The organism is Allobosea sp. BK604 (assembly GCF_004341515.1).
In the GTDB taxonomy this organism is placed as follows: domain Bacteria; phylum Pseudomonadota; class Alphaproteobacteria; order Rhizobiales; family Beijerinckiaceae; genus Allobosea.
Genome location: NZ_SLZF01000001.1, coordinates 323,844 through 340,332, shown reverse-complemented (window position 1 = coordinate 340,332; position 16,489 = coordinate 323,844). Strand labels below are relative to the sequence as shown.

Genomic DNA, 16,489 nt, shown 5'->3' with positions numbered 1-16,489 from the left:
CTGGACGAGGTAGCGCGGTGCGCGTGGAAGCACGGGGAGTGCCAGCCGGAGCGAACCCGCGACCTCTGTGCCAGCGGGCACGCCCAAGAGCAAGGGCAAGCGGCGTATCCGCCGCTTGCCGCGCTGTGAATGGCTATTTGCCGTTCTTCTTCAGCCAGTCGCGCATCTGGGAGATCTCCCGTTCCTGATCGGTGATGACGCTTTCCGCGAGCTTCTTCAGCTCGGGATCCTTGCCATGGGCGAGCACGACCCTGGCCATGTCGATCGCGCCCTGATGATGCGGGATCATGCCGCGGACGAAATCGGCATCGGCATCGCCGGAATAGGCGATGTCCATGTCCTTGTGCATCTTGGCGTTGGCGGCCTTGTAGGCGGTCGTCGCCGCCGAATCCCTGGCATTGGCGGGAGCCATTCCGCCATGGTTCATGCCATGGCCCTGGTGCTGCTGCGCCAAGGCGACACCGGCCAATGCGAGGAGCCCGATCAGGCCGGCGGCAAGTTTCAAGCTTTTCTGTCTCATCGAAATATCCTCGCGATACGGCGTCCTGCGACCGCGCAGGTCCGGACAGGGCGCCCAAAAGGGTTAAGTCTCGGGGCGAGGGTCAGCTTGGTCGTGGCGGACGTTCGGCGGGCTCGATCTTCGCGCCTTCAGCCGACCAGGTCGGCGGCGGGCCGAGCTTGTGGCCGATCGCGACAATGCGGGGCAGGGCGATCTCCGGCCCGAGGCCGATCACCCCGCAGCCGATGATGCAGCAGGGCGGTTTCATCGCGGCGGCAGGCTGATCCGCGCTGGCCTGCTCGTGACAGGGCGCCGGGGCGGCGACAGCTCCGGAATGGTCATGCGCCGCGGCTGCAGGAGGCTCCGATATCGTCACGGCGAGCGAGCCCATTCCGTGCAGCATCGAGGCGGCGAAGGTGACATGCGGCAGCACGGCCAGCAGCATGACAGCGAGTGCGGCCAGCAGGGCGCGATAACGCCGGGACGGCGATTGCGATCTGCGAAGCGGGGGCGGCCTATGCGTCATCTGGGCGTGATCTTACGACCCCGATCGTGTCATGATCGCGGCGATCCCGGCAATCGTGCCGCTTCAAGTACCCGGACATGAGCGACAGCCTTTCAATCAGCCTCACCGGCATCACCGATCTGCCGCCCGGCAAGATCGCCGCCATCGTCACCTCGCTCGAAATGTTCGCAGCCCCGCCGGTGCGGCCCGATCCGCCCGGGCTTGACGGGTTCTCGCTGGAGCCGATCGGCCGCGACGACACCACGCGCTATCTCGCGATCTATCGCCTGCTTGGCGAGCGCTGGATGTGGTTCAGCCGCCTGGTCAAGCCGGTCTCCGAGATCGAGGCGCTCCTCGCCGATCCGGCGATCGAGTTCTACGCGGTGCGCCATGAGGGGCAGGATGTCGGCCTGCTCGAGCTCGATTTTCGCGTCGTCGGCGAGGGCGAACTCGCCTTCTTCGGGCTGGCGGATCATGTCGTCGGCAAGGGCGGGGGGCGCTGGCTGATGAACCGGGCGCTGGCCAAGGCCTGGGCCAAGCCGATCTCGCGCTTCTGGGTTCATACCTGCACGCTCGACCATCAGGGCGCGCCGGAATTCTATCAGCGCTCCGGCTTCAAGGTGTTCAAGCGCAGCGTCGAGGTCGACGACGACCCTCGGCTCAAGGGCCATATGCGGCTCGATTCAGTCGCCCATCACCCGGTGATCGCATGAAAAAGGCGGGCGGCCATCGGCCACCCGCCTGAACGTCCGGTTCTGCTTGCGCGCTTAGGCGCGCGAGCGCAGGCCGATCGAATCCATCATCTGCTGGTCGCGGGCCTGATCGGCGGCGCGTTCGGAGGCGCGCTCGCGGTCGTCGAGGATCTCGACCTTCTTCATGTCCTCGAAGGCTTCCTGCAGCTCGGCCTTGGCCTCGTCGAGCTGGCCTTTCAGGTTATCGGCCGACTGGCGCAGGTTGTCGCGCCGGCCGAGCGCCGCCTTGGCATAGGTCGGGTAGGCGAAATGCGCCGGGTCGGAAATGCCGGCCCGCGCTTCCTCGCTCTGGATTTCGCGGTCGAGATCGGCCGCCATCCGGTGGAACTCGGCGATCATCATCTCAATCTGGCTCACCCGTCGACGCTTCTCGTCGACCTGGAAGCGTTTGAGACGCAAAAGGGTCTCCCGCGACTTCATGTCGTGTCCAACTCCTGATTTTACGCATGGCGGCGAACCGACCCCTCGGCGCGCCGCCGGAAACTCCATCCGCGAGACGAAAAGCACAATGGCCCAAGGAGGTTGACCGTTCCTTACCGGAAGGATGCGCTTTCGATGCATATTGTGGCTGCGTTGGCGGCTGCTGACGCGCGCTGTCCGGAATCTGTAGTTCTTCGCTCGACTCATCGCGGTGAATCGCCGCGCCTTTCCCGTCCGGACTCTTTCTCTTGCCCGCCTTGCCCCGCTTTCCCGAGCATTGGCTGCTGCTCTGCGGCCTCGTGCTGACCCGGATCATTGGCTGGGGCTCGACCTATTACGCCCCCTCGGTACTGGCGAGCTATCTTGCCCGCGATCTCGGATTGAGCGGCGAGGTCGTGTTCGGCGGCATCACCATTCTGCTGATCGTCGGGGCTACGGCGGCGCCGGCGATCGGCCGCCATCTCGACAGCCATGGCACGCGCCGTTCGATGTGCTTCGGCGCCGTGGTCTGCGCGCTGGGCCTGGCGCTGCTCTCCTTCGCGCAGGGGCCGATCTCCTATCTCGCGACCTGGTTCGTCATCGGCATCGGCCACGCGCTGATGCTGGCCAATGTCGGCAACGTCACGGTCGCGCAACTGATGGGCGAGCGCACGCGCCGGGTCATCGGGGTGATGATGCTGGCGACCGGACTGGCCTCCAGCGTGTTCTGGCCGCTCACCGCCACCTTGTCGGCCGCTTATGGCTGGCGCCAGACCCTGCTGATCTTCGCCGCGATCCAGATCCTCGTCGTGCTGCCGATCCATCTGATGATCCCATCGTGCCGCGCGAAGCTGCCGGCGCCCGGTCAGCCCGTCTCGACGATTGCCGAGGAGGGCAGGGTGCCGCCGGTCCATCGCCGCACCACGTTCTGGCTGCTCGCCACCGCCTTTTCCGCCAGCGGCGTCGTTTCCTGGGGGCTGCCGCTGCATCTGATCGGGCTGATGCAGGGCTCGGGCATGAGCCAGGCAACGACGGTCGCGATCGCGACGCTGAACGGGCCGGCGACCCTGATCGCCCGGCTGGTCGATGTCCTGGCCGGCGAGAAACTGCCGGTCGAGCGGGTCGCGCTGGCCGGCCTGCTGCTCGGGCCGCTCGCCTGCCTGCTGATGGCGGCCGCGCCGGGCTGGGCGCCGGTGGCGATCGCCTTCTCCTGCATTTTCAGCGCGGCGATGGGCGTCATCTCGGTGGCGCGCGCGACCTTGCCGCTCTCGCTCTTCGGCCGGCGAGCCTTCGCGACGATGCTGGGAAAGCTGACCGTGCCGCAGAATCTCGCCTTCGCGACGGCGCCGCTGCTTTTCGCCGTGCTGATCGAGCGCTTCGGCGCAACGATCACGCTTTTGCTGTCGGCCGCCATCCAGGCGATCGCGTTCATCGCGATGCTGGTGCTGGTGCGACGCCTGGTGGCGATCGAGAGCTCTGGTTCATCGGACCGCATACCGTATCCGACTCTCAACCATTGATAGAGATCGCGTGATCCGTTCTGATCGCTGCGCGATCAGAACGGCGCGTGCGCTAGCTCGACATGATCTGCGCGAGCCGCGCGTACGCCTCCTTCAGCGAGGTCTTCTCGTCCTTGGCCTGTTTCAGGAAAGCCTCGAGCGCCGGGTTGAGCCGGATCGCCTCGTCGACCTCGGCCGAGGCGCCCTGTCTGTAGGCGCCGAGCCGGATCAGCTCCTCCATGTCGGCATAGGTCGCGAGCGTGGAGCGCGCCTTCTGGACGACAGGGTAGAAGGCCGGGTCGCAGGAGCGCGGCATCGTGCGCGAGACCGATTTCAGGATGTTGATCGCCGGGTAGCGGCCGCGCTCGGCAATCGAGCGCTCCATCACGATATGGCCGTCGAGAATGCCGCGCACGGCGTCGGCGACCGGCTCGTCATGGTCGCCGCCATCGACCAGCACGGTGAACAGGCCGGTGATGGCGCCATCGCCCGTGCCCGGGCCGGCGCGTTCCAGCAGGCGCGGCAGTTCGGCGAAGACCGTGGGCGTATAGCCCTTGGTGGTCGGCGGCTCGCCGGCGGCGAGGCCGATCTCGCGCATGGCCATGGCGAAGCGCGTCACCGAGTCCATCAGGCACATCACCTGCAGGCCCTGGTCGCGGAAGAACTCGGCGAGCGTCAGCGTCGTCATCGCCGCCTGCTTGCGCATCAGCGCCGGCTCGTCGGAGGTCGCGACCACGACGATGGAGCGCGCCAGGCCCTCGGGGCCGAGATCGTCCTGGAGGAATTCCTGGACCTCGCGGCCGCGCTCGCCGACAAGGCCGATGATGTTGACGTCCGCGCGCGCATAACGCGCCAACATCGAGAGCAGCACCGACTTGCCGACGCCGGAGCCGGCAAAGATGCCCATGCGCTGGCCGAGGCAGCAGGTCAGGAAGGAATTCAGCGCGCGCACGCCGAGATCGAGCGGCGGGCCGACGCGCCGCCTGGCATGGGCCGGCGGCGGATCGCCGCGGAAGGGCGAGAGATGCTCGCCCTGTGGCAAGGGCGGGCCGCCATCCACGGGCCGCCCGAGCGCATCGACGACGCGGCCGAGCCAGGCCGTGGTCGGCCTGATGCCGGGCGCGGCGCGGTCGACATAGGCGGGGCAGCCGCGGCGCACGCCGTCGAGCCCGCCATAGGGCATGACCAGCGCCTTATCCCCAGAAAAGCCGACGACCTCGCAGGGAACGCGCGTGCCCGGCGCGATCTCGATCTCGATGCGTCCGCCGAGGCTCATCGCCCCGATCGGACCGGAAACTTCGACCATCAGGCCGCGCACGGCGGTGACGCGGCCATAGATCGCGACCGAATCGAAGCCGCCAATCGTGGCGGCCAGGTCACTGAGCCTGCCGCTGCCGCGTTTTAGGTTGGTCATGAGCCTTTCCGTCAACCTTTCGTTTACCTGTGTGATTAACACTGTCTTTCGAGGTTGCTGCGCGTTGCGGGGTGAATTTAACCCCGTTCCCGAAGCGAGCCTCCGCGAAAGGCGATTTCGCGGGCGACAGTTTGCCGATCCGTGTCAATTTCGACTCACCTCGACAAGGATCGTAACTTTCTCCCGTTAAGCGCTTGCGCTCGGGAATCACGGTTTGTTAACCATTTCCCCGTAGCGTGTCGCGTGGCGTTTCATCGGGCAAGCGCGCCATCGTCCAGGGCCATGGGGGCTGGGACGGAAACTGGCGGTCCAGCTTGCTCTGGGCGAATTGGGGACGAGACATGCGGGTTCTGCTGATCGAAGACGATAGCGCAACCGCCCAAAGCATCGAACTCATGCTCAAGTCCGAGAGCTTCAACGTCTATACGACGGATCTGGGCGAAGAGGGCGTCGATCTCGGCAAGCTCTACGATTACGACATCATCCTGCTCGACCTGAACCTGCCCGACATGTCCGGCTACGAGGTGCTGCGCTCGCTGCGGGTCGCCAAGGTCAAGACGCCGATCCTGATCCTCTCCGGCCTCGCCGGCATCGAGGACAAGGTCAAGGGTCTCGGCTTCGGCGCCGACGACTACCTGACCAAACCCTTCCACAAGGACGAGCTGGTCGCCCGCATTCATGCGATCGTGCGCCGCTCGAAGGGCCATGCCCAGTCGGTGATCACGACCGGCGACCTTGTGGTCAATCTCGACACCAAGACCGTGGAAGTGGACGCCGCCCGCGTGCACCTCACCGGCAAGGAATACCAGATGCTGGAGCTGCTCTCGCTCCGCAAGGGCACGACGCTCACCAAGGAGATGTTCCTCAACCATCTCTATGGCGGCATGGACGAGCCCGAACTCAAGATCATCGACGTCTTCATCTGCAAGCTGCGCAAGAAGCTGGCGAACGCGTCGGACGGCAAGAACTATATCGAGACCGTCTGGGGCCGCGGCTATGTGCTGCGCGAGCCGAGCGAAGCCGACGAGCGGATTCCGGCCTGAATTCGTCATTCGCCGGTCATGATCGGATGAGATAACAGCATTGACCTGATCGTCGGATGTACACGACAGGTTAACGGGACCCCGCCGCGAGGCGGGGTTTTTGTTTTCCTGGTCATTGCGAGCGCAGCGAAGCAATCCTGGGGCCGTTGAGCGAGACCTCCAGGATTGCTTCGCTGCGCTCGCAATGACGAGGGGCGCTCAGATATGCGAGCCGCTTTCGACCAGGCTCCTCGGCGGCCGGTCGAAGGCGAAGCCGAGATTGGGGGCCTGGCCCCTGCTGGAGCGGCTGTCGCGATAGAGGCCGCGATGCTGCTTGTCCGGCACGATGGTGGTGGTGATGCCGATCACCGTCTCGGCTGCGCCGAGGACGAAGGCGCCGTCCTGGGTCAGCCGCTGGGCGAGCGCCGCCATCACCCGCGCCTTGGTCGGCACGTCGAAATAGATCAGGACGTTGCGGCAGAAGATCACGTCGAACTGGCCGAGATGCTCGTTGGGTTCCAGCAGGTTATGGGTCTTGAGCTCGACCATGTCGCGGATCCGCTCGGTGAGCCGCCACTTGTCGCCCTCCTGGCGGAAATATTTGAGCAGCAGCTGGATCGGCAGGCCGCGCTGGACCTCGAACTGGCTGTAGAGCCCAACCCGCGCGCGGTCGATGATCTCGGCCGAGATGTCGGTGCCGATGATCTCGATCCGCCAGCCGGCGAGGCGGGGCGCCATCTCGTCGAGGATCATCGCCAGCGAATAAGCTTCCTGCCCGCTGGAAACGGCGGCGCACCAGATACGGAGCGAGCGCTTGGCCGCATTGGCCAGCAGCTTCTCCGGCAGGATCACCTCGCGGAACATGTCGAAGGGCATGCGGTCGCGGAAGAACAGCGTCTCGTTGGTGGTCATGGCCTCGACCACCGCAGCTTCGAGTTCGCGGTCATTGTCGAGCCTGAGACGGCGCACAAGCGCATCCAGCCCGGAAATGCCACGGCGGCGGCAGAGGATGCCGAGCCTGCTCTCGACCAGATAGCGCTTCTCGAGGCTGAGCGAGAGCCCGGAGCGCAAATGCAGCAGGCTGCGCAGGAAATCGAAATCCGCCTGGGTCATGCGCCATGTCCCCCGCGGACGAGGGAGCGGATGGCCGGGCCGATGCCGTCGAGCGCGATCACGGCGCTGGCATGGCGCGCGCGCACCACGGAGCCGGGCATGCCCCAGATCGTGCTCGACATCTCGTCCTGCGCGATGACGGCCGCGCCGGCGCGGCGCAGGGCGCCGGAGCCGTCGGTGCCGTCGCTGCCCATGCCGGTCATCACCAGCCCGAGCGCGGCCGGGCCGAGATGGCGGGCGGCGTCGGCGAAGAGCACGTCGACGGCGGGGCGGCAGAAGCGCACCGGCGGGCCGTCGCTGATGCTGGCGACGATATGGCCGAGCTTGCGGTCGATGCCGAGATGGCGGCCGCCGGGCGCGACATAGACGGTGCCGCGGCTGAGACGCTCGCCGTCAAACGGCTCGCGCGTCGGCACGCCGATCTGCGCCGAGACCTGCTCGGCGAAGGAGGCCGTGAAAAGCGGTGGCATGTGCTGGACCACCAGCGTGATCAGGTCCTGCAGGCCCTCGTCGATATCGGCCAGCACCTTGGCGACCGCGCGCGGGCCGCCCGTCGAGGCGCCGATCAGGAGGTAGCGCGGCATCACCGAGATCAGCGGCCTGAGATCGACGATGCCGGCGGGAAGGGCGGTTTCCGGCGTGTCCGCCAGGTCCTGCGCATGCGAGGATTGGGCGATGCTGCCGAGCTTGTTCAGGAACTCGCTGCGGAAATCGAGCGAGAGCGTCATGCCGCTGCGGCTCTCTGGCTTGGGCAGCACATCCATGGCGCCCATGGTCATGCATTGCAGCGCGAGCCGGGCATTGCGCTCGGTCAAGGTTGTCGCGAGAAGGATCGCGGTCTTCGGGCTCTCCTTGACGATTTTCGGCAGGGCCGTGACGCCGTCGACGCCGGGCATGTCGAGATCCAGCACCATGATATCGGGCTGGTAGCGGCCGGCATGCTCGATCGCGGTCTCGCCGTCGCCGGCGACCGCCACGACATGGAATTGGCCGCTCTCGCCGAGCCAGCGGGCAAACAGCCCGCGAACGACGACCGAGTCGTCGGCGATGACGACGGTCTTGGGGCGCAGGGCCGCGCTGCCGGAAAGGACGCCGATCATGCCGCGCGCATCCGCTGCGCTGCCATCGGGACGTGGGTCGAGAAAAAGTGCATCGAGACAGTCGCGACGATCCTTGCCGCCGCGTCGGACATCAGAGCAGCCCGACCTGATGGAATTTCGAGGCGACGATCTCCTTGTCGAACGGCTTCATGATGTACTCGTCGGCACCGGCATGCATGGCGCGCGCGATATGGGCGATGTCGTTCTCGGTGGTGCAGAACACGACCTTCGGCTTCTTGCCGCCCGGCATCTGGCGCAGCGTGCGCAGGAAGTCGTAGCCGTCCATGATCGGCATGTTCCAGTCGAGCAGAACCGCGTCCGGCATCTCGCCCTTGCAGGCGTCGATGGCGCGGGCGCCGTCCTCGGCCTCGGCGATGCGGAATTGCAGACCCTCGAGAATGCGGCGTGCGACCTTGCGGATCACCGCGGAGTCGTCGACGACGAGGCAGTATTTCATGGTGCTATCTCCAGATCGGATGACGCCGTCAGGCTGCCAGGGGTATGTCGATTTTCAGGATCGCATCGACGTCGAGCACGACGAGGAGACGATCTTCGAGACGGTGGACGCCGGCCGCGAGCGTGGCCCAGATGCGATCGAGATGCACGGGAACGGGCTCTAAGCTGGAATGGTCGAGCCGCATCACCTCGCCGACCGCATCGACGATCAGCGCGAAGGCCTCGCCGCCGTGGTCGATGCCGACGGCGGTGAGCTCGTATTTGCCGTTGCAATCGGTCTTCAGCGAGAGCGGGCGGCCGAGACGCTTGTTCAGGCAGATCGCGGTGACGACACGGCCGCGCAGGTTGAGCAGGCCGACGATCTCCGGCGGGGCCAGCGGCACCGGCGTGATCCGGTTGGCGATGAAGACGTCGTGGACTCGGCCGATCGGCAGGCCGAGCAGCTGCTCGCCAATGGTGATCGTGACATAGTCGAGCGACTCGCCGTAGCTCGGCGCCGCATCGGTCATGACGCGCTGGTCGATGCTGCCGCTCATGCCGCCTGCCTCATGCCGGACCTGTGCTCGGTAAGCTCCGCAAGCAGGGCGCGACGGTCGAATTTCGTGACGATCCCGTCGAACTGCGCCTGCTTGGCTCGGGCGTGCAGCTCCGGCGTGGCGAAGGTCGTCATGCCGAGGATGCGCAGATGCTGGCCATTGGTGCCGGCCCGCAATTCGCCGGCGAAGGCGAGGGCGGCGTCGGCCTTGCGGTCGAGATCGATCAGCACGCCGCTGAGACCGCCCCTGCCCGCAAGGCGCCGCGCCTCGTCGATATCGGCCGCCTGGGTGATGCGCAGGCCGGACGCCTTCAGGACCGGCGCCAGCATCTCGCGCAGGAAGTCGGAGGGCTCGACCATCAGCACATGCGGGCTCGCCGCCGCGCTCTCGCGCCGGCTTAGACGAAGCCAGTTGGGATCGCCCATCGGCAGGTAATGGGCGAGGTCGAGGATCTCGGTCGCGCGGCCGCGGATGATCGCGGAGCCGACCACGCCCTGGTCCAGCATCGCCTGCAGCTCGACATCGAGGATCTCGTCGACGATGTCGACGATCGCGTCGACGGCCAGGCCCATGGTCAGGTCGCCCTCGGAGATGATCACGAGCGGCTGCAGCCCCTCGCTGCGGATGCTGGCGTCGCCGACCGGGACGATCGGCATCAGGCGGCCGCGATAGTTCAGCAGCAGGCGCCCGCCGCTGGCCTGGAACTCATGCGCTTCGACCTCTTCCAGGCGCGTGACCAGCGAGAGCGGCACGGCCTTGATGCTGTCGGAGCCGGCGCGGAAGACCAGCATGGTGGTGCGTTCACCGGCCGGCGAGGCGCCGGAGGCGATCTCCTCGCGCTCGGGCGTATCGTTGGACACGGTCGCGCCAACCAGCTTGGCGACGCCGTTGGGGTCGACGATCAGCACGACCGCGCCATCGCCAAGGATGGTGTTGCCGGAGAAGATCGGGATGTGCCGAAGCTTGCTCGACATCGGCTTCACCACGATTTCCTCGGTGTGGAAGACGCTGTCGACCAGGATGCCGAACTGGCGCTCGCCGATCTGGGTGACGACAATGAAGCCGTCATCGGCGGCCTTGGCCTCGACGCCCATCACGCCGGCGAGGGGGATGATCGGCAGCAGCCGCCCGCGCAGCCGCAGCACGGGCGCGCCGTTGATCTGTTCGACGCGATGGTCGGCGCCGGCCTTCACCCTGACGAGCTCGCGCACGACGATCTGTGGGATGGCGAAGCGCTGCTCGCCCGAGGCGACGATCAGCGCCGAGACGATGGCGAGCGTGAGCGGGATCTTGATGGTGATCGTCGTGCCCTGGCCGGACGCGGTCGCGATGTCGATCAGTCCGCCGATCGCATCGACATTGACCTTGACCACATCCATGCCGACGCCGCGGCCCGAGACGGCCGTGACGTTCTCGGCGGTCGAGAAGCCGGGATGGAAGATGAAGCGGCTGATCTGCGCATCGCTCATGCGCTCGATCTCGGCCTCCTGCGCCAGCCCCTGCTGGATCGCCTTGTTCCTGATCCTGGTGATGTCGAGACCGCGTCCGTCATCGGCGATGGCGATCGTGACCGAGCCGCCCTCGTGATAGGCCGCGAGCCGGATCGTGCCGTGCTCCGACTTGCCGGCGGCCAGGCGCTCGGCCGGCGCCTCGATGGCGTGGTCGGCGCAGTTCCGCACCATATGGGTGAGCGGGTCCTTGATCAGATCGAGGATCTGCCGGTCGATCTCGGTGTCGGCGCCTTCTGTGACGAGCTCGATGCGCTTGCCGAGCTCGCCACTGAGATCGCGCACGATGCGCGGCAGCTTCGACCAGGCATTGCCGATGGGTTGCATGCGGGTCTTCATCACCCCGTCCTGCAGTTCGGCGGTGATCAGCGAGAGCCGCTGCAGCGGCGCCTTGAGCGCGGCGTCCTCCTGCCGGCGCGAGATCTCGAGGAGCTGGTTGCGGGTCAGCACCAGCTCCGAGACCATGGTCATCAGATGCTCGATCGTGTCGACATTGATGCGCAAGGTCGCCGGCCCGGCAGGGCGGGTCTCGCGCATGGTGGTGTCGTCCGAGTTCGCGTCAAAGCGCGGCGCGGTGTCGAGCCGCCCGTCGCGGCCACGCTCCGGCTCGGGCGCGCTGCGGAAGACCAGGTCGAGCCCGTCCTCCGCCCCGGACTGGGCGGCATGCTTGGCAAGATAGACGGCGACGGGATCGCTTGGCGGCGCTTCGCTCAGTTCCTGGCGCGCCCGGGTGGCGAGCACCTGCAATTCGCCGATCAGGATCTCGTCGCTGCCGGGCGGTTCCTGGCCCTTGTCGGCAAGCTCCGCCATGATCTCCTTGACGCGGTCGATCGTCTCCAGGATCGCGGTCACGGCGCTGGCGGTGACGGTCGCTCCATCGCGGAACTGGCCGATGACCGATTCCGCCGCATGGGTCAGGGCTTCCAGCCGGGGCAGGCCGATGAAGCCGCAGGTGCCCTTCACCGTATGGACGAGGCGGAAGATGTTCCGCAGGATGTCGCGGTTGTTCGGCTCCTGCTCGAAGCGCACGAGCTCACGGTCGACCGTATCGAGATGTTCACCGGTCTCGCCGAGGAACTCTTGCAGCAGTTCGTCCATGCCGGAGACCATGACCCACGCAACTAACGCTGGCCCAATCTATGCCGGGCAAGGGTTTATGATCGGTTGAGATCGGTCGGAAAGCGCGACGGTTCGACGCTTTCCGGGTTGTCATGCCGCCTTGGCCGCGGTGATGGTCACGGTCTCGCCGTCGATGGCGAAGGCGATGCTCATCCCCGCGGCGCGGGCGACCATGCCGGTATAGAGCGGCTGGACGGCATGGGCGTCGATCGTGCCGGTCTCGGAGCGGCCGGCGATCAGGTCCTCGACATGGGCGGGAATGCGGGCGTGGGAGCCGGTGGCGCTGACCTGGAAATGACCCTGCTCGCCCTCGACCGTGGTGCGCGAGACCAGCTTGCCGCCGCGCGGCACCGCCTGGGCGGCGAGCACGAGCAGGTTGAGCAGCAGCTTGACCTGGTTCTTCGGCAGCAGGGCGCGCGGCGCCTCCCAGTCGAGCGAGAGCTTGTCGTCGTTGAGGAAGCCGTTGGCGACGGTGCCGGCATCGCCGAGATCGATCATCGCGCCGGCCGAGCCGGCGGCGCCGAAGGCGAGGCGAGCGAATTGCAGGCGGGCGGAGGCACTGCGCGCGCTCTTCTTGATCAGCTCGAGCGCGAAGTCGCGCATCGAGGGATCGTCCTCCTCCAGGACCTCCAGCGCATTGACAACGGCGCCGACCGGGCTGATCACGTCATGGCAGACACGGCTGCACAGCAGCGCGGCCAGGTCGAGAGGCTCGAGCGAGATGGCGGTCATGGCAAATGTCCTGGGGTCAGCGTTTGGGGCGCTCGCAAACCGGCCGAGCCGCCATTAGATCAAGATATGGTGCGATCTTGGTTTGCATGTGGTTAACCGTATCCGGGCGGCCGGACAGCGCGAGGGCGCAATGATCTCTCCAAACGATCCGCGCCTTGCCGACCGCAACGCTCTCGCTCTTTTGCTGGCCGAGGCTGCACGCCTGACCGGGGCGGTGCTGCTCGCCAAGCGCGCGGCGAAGGATGTGCGGCTGAAGGCCGATGGCTCGCCGGTCTGCTCGGCCGACATGGCAGCGGACCACACCGCCAAGATCGCCCTGGCGCGGCTCCTGCCCGATATCCCGGTGACCAGCGAGGAGAGCGTCGAGGCCTCCGTCGAGGCGCCGGTCTTCATCCTGCTCGACCCGCTCGACGGAACGCGTGAATTCCTTGCGGCGGGCGGCAGCTATTGCGTCGCCATCGCGATCATCCGCGGCGGACGCCCGATTGCCGGCGCGATCGCGGCGCCCGAACTCGGTCGCCTCTGGTTCGCGGGCGACGAGGCCTTCACCCAGCGTATCGGTCCGGACGGCGCCGCCATTGGCGAGGCCGAGCCGATCAAGGTGCGGGCCCTGCCGGACGATGGGCCGGTGACGCTGATCAGCCGCTTCCACCACGATGCGCTCAGCGAGGGCGTCCTTGGTGCACTGTCGAGCAATGGCCAGTTGCCGGTATCCTCGGCGGTTAAATTCGGCATCATCGCGGCCGGCGAGGCAGATCTGCACGTGCGCGGCGGGCAGACGATGGAATGGGACATCGCGGCGGGCGACGCGATCCTGACCGCGGCGGGCGGCGTCGTCAGGCTGCTCGATGGCGGGGTGCCGCATTACGGCCGGCCGGGCGGCGATTTCCGCAACCCGCCCTTCGTCGCGGCGAGCAGCGAGGACCTGGCTCAGCGCGCCATCACCGTCGCGAACGGCTTGCCGCGGAGCTAGAGCGCTTGTTGGTCTGACGGATTCTCTCTACGCGAACCGGCCACTTCGCTCGAAAATGCTTTGGTCAGCGCGCGATCTGGCGGCTGACCTCGGGCCAGTTCGCCTCGGCGGAAGCTCGCAGCGCCGCCTCGGCGACGAAACGGCTGCGGCTCTCCTCGGTGCGGAACAGGAACAGGCGCGAACCGAGAATGGCGAAGCGCCGCGGGTCGCTCTCGACCGCACGGCCCTGTGTCACCGCAAGCGGATCGAAACCGGCGAAGGCGGGTTCGTAGACCTCCGGCGCATCTCGGAAGGCCTCGCGATTCGCTGCGGTGGCGAAGCGCCAGACGACGCCGCGATAGTTCAGCTCGTAATCCGGACGGCCGGCCAGCGCCCGGCCTTCCGCCTGATAGGCGACGGGATCGTAGCCGCTGAGCGCCAGACCGGAAAGCGGGTCACGCTGCATCTCCTCGCCGAGACCCGGCAGCGCGGGCAGGCCGGGCGGCAGCGCCACCGGCTGGGCCAGGACAGGCTGGGCCAGGACAGGCTGAGCGAGGACAGGCTGGGCGAGGACAGGCTGGAGCGCGAGCACGAGCGCGGCGCCGCCGACCGCGATCGAGATCCAGCGCTGCCATGTTACGGCCTTCATCGCGGCAAATCCTTGATTGAAAGACGTGTCGGCGGACCCGCACCGCCTCCGCACGATCTTCACGGGTTGGATACTCTTGGGGCGTATCAAACTGGTTACCGAAACGTCGCGCATTAGCGCGATTCCCGCGCCCGCTGCGCGCTCTCGGGCAGAAGCCCATTGTCGCGCCCAGCCCGGAGATGACGTATGAAACTTTCACGCCGCAGCTTTCTCGCCGGCAGCGTTTCGCTTGCCAGCATGAGCATCAGCAGCCTCTCGGTCGCCGCACAAAGCCAGAATTCCTTCTCGCAGAACGAGCTCGTCGGTTCAGGCCACCAGTTCTTCGGCAATGTCTCGCGCGGCCTCGCGCTCGCCGTCGAAGAGGCGGTCCGGCGCTGGGGCGAGCCCAATGGCTATGTGCTCGGCCAGGAGGCGTCGGGTGCCTTTGTCGGCGGCCTGCGCTATGGCGAGGGCACGCTGTTCACCCGCAATGCCGGCGACCGCAAGGTGTTCTGGCAGGGCCCCTCGGTCGGCTTCGATTTCGGCGGCGAGGGCGCGCGCACGATGATGCTGGTCTACAACCTGCCGAGCGTCAGCGCGCTCTACCAGCGCTTCGTCGGCATCGACGGCTCCGCCTATTTCGTCGGCGGCTTCGGCTTCACGGCGATGGCGGCCGAAGGCGTGATGCTGGTGCCGATCCGCACTGGCGTCGGCTGGAGGCTCGGCGTCAATCTCGGCTATCTCAAGTTCACGCCGGAGGCGACCTGGAACCCATTCTAGGACTTGGAACCCGTTCCAGACTGCCTAGATAGATGACTGCCTGGATACATGGCGTTTACTAGCCATGGCGGGGGGATCGTGGCAGGTTCCACTCTCTGAAGTGCCTTACGACCGGAGCCCGATGCCTTGATCGAAGCCGTCATGCTCATTGCGCTCGGCTTCCTGTCGGCGACTTTGCTGGCGCTGGCGGCGCTGCCGGCGCTCGCGCGGCGGGCTGACCGGCTGGCGCGCAAGCGGGCCGAGGCGGCCTTTCCGCTCTCGCTGGCCGAGATCGCCGCCGACCGCGACCATTTGCGGGCGGAGCTCGCCCTGCAACTTCGCCAGCTCGAACAGAAGGCCGAGAGCGGCTTTGCCGCCAAGGCCGGGGCGATGGGCGAGATCGGCCGCCGTGACATGACGATCGGGCGGCTCGAGCGCGAGCGCGACGAACGCGATACGCGGATCGGCGGGCTCGAGGCCGATCTGTCGACGACGCGCACCGCGCTGGCGACGACACGCGATAAGCTCACCGAGGAAACCGCCGCCCATGCCGGCACGTCGAAAGCACTCGAGGGCCGCGTCAGCGATCTCGCCGCGCTGGAGCGGAACCTGGCCGAGGTGCGTGCGGCCCTGAGCGGTACCGGCTCGGATCTTGCCGCGCGGACCAACGAGCTCACCGAATCGCGCGCGACACTCGGCCGGGTCGAGACGCTTCTGGCCGAACGCGAGAAGGAACTCGACCAGCTGCGCCGCGACTATGACGGGCTCAAGGTCGCGCAGGTCGAGAGCCGGACGAAGATCCTGGTGCTGGAAGGCAAGCGCGACGAGCTCAGCGACCGGCTTGCCACGAAGGCTCGGGGGTTCGACGAGACCTCCGCGGCGCTGAAGGCGATGACCGTCGACCGTGACAGCGAGCGCCTGCGTGCCGACGCGCTCGACAGCCGCACTGCCGAGGCCGAGGCTGGCCTGGCGGCGGCATCGGCCCGCAGCAGCGAGATGACGGCCGAGGTCGCGCGCCTGGACGCTGTGATCAAGGAGCAAGACAAGGCACGCGCTGCCGAGGAGCATGACAGGCAGTCGCTGGCCGGCGAGCTGACCCAGGTCAGGGCGGTGTCCGAGGCCGAGCGCCAGCACCTGAAGGAGGAGGCCGCGCAGATGCGGGAGGATCTTCGCGAGCGTGAGGGGCGGCTGGAAACCGTCCATGCGGAGCTGTCGACGCTGAAGGGCGCGCTGGCGCAGGTGCGGGCCGATCTGGCGCGCTCGAAGCGCGAGCTGTCGCAGCTGCGCAAGCAGGAGCGCAGCGCCCGAGAGGCCGGTGCGCAGGACGACAATGCCGCGCTGCGCCAGGAGATCACCAGGATCGCCGAACGGTTGATGAACCTGCCGCCGAAGCAGGAAGCGGCGGAATAGAGCGTTCCGCCTGCGCATCCCGGCGAAAACCGCTTCGCACTTTCCGTGCTGATGCTCTAGGAAGGCCCATCGGCTCCCGCCGCCCA

General features: G+C 67.1%; 17 protein-coding genes. 6 read left to right on the top strand and 11 right to left on the bottom strand.

Annotation, left to right across the window (positions count from 1 at the left end; genetic code table 11):
* Positions 1 to 133 precede the first annotated feature (133 nt).
* Positions 134 to 520 (bottom strand): CopM family metallochaperone, encoded by a 387-nt coding sequence (gene copM / locus EV560_RS01785; RefSeq protein WP_131853405.1) that lies wholly within the window; start codon positions 518 to 520, stop codon positions 134 to 136.
* 82 nt (positions 521 to 602) lie between these two features.
* Positions 603 to 1,025, bottom strand: coding sequence for a hypothetical protein (locus tag EV560_RS01780; protein WP_131853402.1), 423 nt, complete (start codon positions 1,023 to 1,025; stop codon positions 603 to 605).
* A gap of 77 nt (positions 1,026 to 1,102) precedes the next feature.
* On the opposite strand from EV560_RS01780, the gene EV560_RS01775 reads away from it, so the two are divergent.
* Positions 1,103 to 1,717, top strand: a complete 615-nt coding sequence (locus EV560_RS01775; RefSeq protein WP_131853399.1) for a GNAT family N-acetyltransferase — start codon at positions 1,103 to 1,105, stop codon at positions 1,715 to 1,717.
* 54 nt (positions 1,718 to 1,771) lie between these two features.
* Here EV560_RS01775 and fliJ read toward each other — a convergent pair whose 3' ends face one another.
* The gene (fliJ, locus tag EV560_RS01770) at positions 1,772 to 2,176 is read right to left on the bottom strand and encodes a flagellar export protein FliJ (RefSeq protein WP_131853397.1); all 405 of its coding nucleotides are present in this window, start codon (positions 2,174 to 2,176) and stop codon (positions 1,772 to 1,774) included.
* 248 nt (positions 2,177 to 2,424) lie between these two features.
* Here fliJ and EV560_RS01765 point away from each other — a divergent pair, with 248 nt between their 5' ends.
* Positions 2,425 to 3,675, top strand: a complete 1,251-nt coding sequence (locus EV560_RS01765; RefSeq protein WP_165923269.1) for an MFS transporter — start codon at positions 2,425 to 2,427, stop codon at positions 3,673 to 3,675.
* A gap of 52 nt (positions 3,676 to 3,727) precedes the next feature.
* Here the strand turns inward: EV560_RS01765 and fliI are convergent, their stop codons facing one another.
* On the bottom strand, positions 3,728 to 5,068 hold the full coding sequence (gene fliI, locus EV560_RS01760; RefSeq protein WP_131853393.1) for a flagellar protein export ATPase FliI: 1,341 nt from the start codon (positions 5,066 to 5,068) through the stop codon (positions 3,728 to 3,730).
* A gap of 341 nt (positions 5,069 to 5,409) precedes the next feature.
* Between fliI and ctrA the strand changes: the two genes are divergently transcribed.
* A complete protein-coding gene (ctrA, locus tag EV560_RS01755; RefSeq protein ID WP_089174306.1) occupies positions 5,410 to 6,111 on the top strand; it encodes a response regulator transcription factor CtrA in 702 nt (233 codons plus the stop codon).
* Positions 6,112 to 6,309: 198 nt separating this feature from the next.
* Here ctrA and EV560_RS01750 read toward each other — a convergent pair whose 3' ends face one another.
* From EV560_RS01750 to chpT, 6 genes are all read right to left on the bottom strand, one after another.
* The gene (locus EV560_RS01750; RefSeq protein WP_131853391.1) at positions 6,310 to 7,203 is read right to left on the bottom strand and encodes a CheR family methyltransferase; all 894 of its coding nucleotides are present in this window, start codon (positions 7,201 to 7,203) and stop codon (positions 6,310 to 6,312) included.
* Complete coding sequence (gene cheB, locus EV560_RS01745) at positions 7,200 to 8,303, bottom strand: chemotaxis-specific protein-glutamate methyltransferase CheB (RefSeq protein ID WP_131853389.1); 1,104 nt, start codon at positions 8,301 to 8,303, stop codon at positions 7,200 to 7,202. Before cheB ends, EV560_RS01750 begins: the two co-directional genes overlap by 4 nt.
* Positions 8,304 to 8,394: 91 nt before the next feature.
* Positions 8,395 to 8,760: a response regulator gene (locus EV560_RS01740; RefSeq protein WP_114829411.1), complete on the bottom strand. Its 366-nt coding sequence runs from the start codon at positions 8,758 to 8,760 to the stop codon at positions 8,395 to 8,397.
* Between the two features lie 28 nt (positions 8,761 to 8,788).
* Positions 8,789 to 9,295, bottom strand: coding sequence for a chemotaxis protein CheW (locus tag EV560_RS01735; RefSeq protein WP_248311846.1), 507 nt, complete (start codon positions 9,293 to 9,295; stop codon positions 8,789 to 8,791).
* A complete protein-coding gene (locus EV560_RS01730) occupies positions 9,292 to 11,901 on the bottom strand; it encodes a hybrid sensor histidine kinase/response regulator (protein ID WP_131853387.1) in 2,610 nt (869 codons plus the stop codon). Before EV560_RS01730 ends, EV560_RS01735 begins: the two co-directional genes overlap by 4 nt.
* A 111-nt stretch (positions 11,902 to 12,012) precedes the next feature.
* Complete coding sequence (chpT, locus tag EV560_RS01725) at positions 12,013 to 12,654, bottom strand: histidine phosphotransferase ChpT (protein ID WP_131853385.1); 642 nt, start codon at positions 12,652 to 12,654, stop codon at positions 12,013 to 12,015.
* Between the two features lie 130 nt (positions 12,655 to 12,784).
* Here chpT and EV560_RS01720 point away from each other — a divergent pair, with 130 nt between their 5' ends.
* Positions 12,785 to 13,627 (top strand): 3'(2'),5'-bisphosphate nucleotidase CysQ family protein, encoded by an 843-nt coding sequence (locus tag EV560_RS01720; RefSeq protein WP_131853383.1) that lies wholly within the window; start codon positions 12,785 to 12,787, stop codon positions 13,625 to 13,627.
* Positions 13,628 to 13,691: 64 nt separating this feature from the next.
* On the opposite strand, the gene EV560_RS01715 is transcribed toward EV560_RS01720, so the two are convergent.
* Positions 13,692 to 14,255: a YHS domain-containing (seleno)protein gene (locus EV560_RS01715; protein ID WP_131853381.1), complete on the bottom strand. Its 564-nt coding sequence runs from the start codon at positions 14,253 to 14,255 to the stop codon at positions 13,692 to 13,694.
* Between the two features lie 237 nt (positions 14,256 to 14,492).
* On the opposite strand from EV560_RS01715, the gene EV560_RS01710 reads away from it, so the two are divergent.
* Positions 14,493 to 15,014: a DUF1134 domain-containing protein gene (locus EV560_RS01710; protein WP_465246973.1), complete on the top strand. Its 522-nt coding sequence runs from the start codon at positions 14,493 to 14,495 to the stop codon at positions 15,012 to 15,014.
* A 126-nt stretch (positions 15,015 to 15,140) separates the two neighbouring features.
* On the top strand, positions 15,141 to 16,403 hold the full coding sequence (locus EV560_RS01705) for a coiled-coil domain-containing protein (RefSeq protein WP_131853377.1): 1,263 nt from the start codon (positions 15,141 to 15,143) through the stop codon (positions 16,401 to 16,403).
* The last annotated feature ends 86 nt before the right edge of the window (positions 16,404 to 16,489 follow it).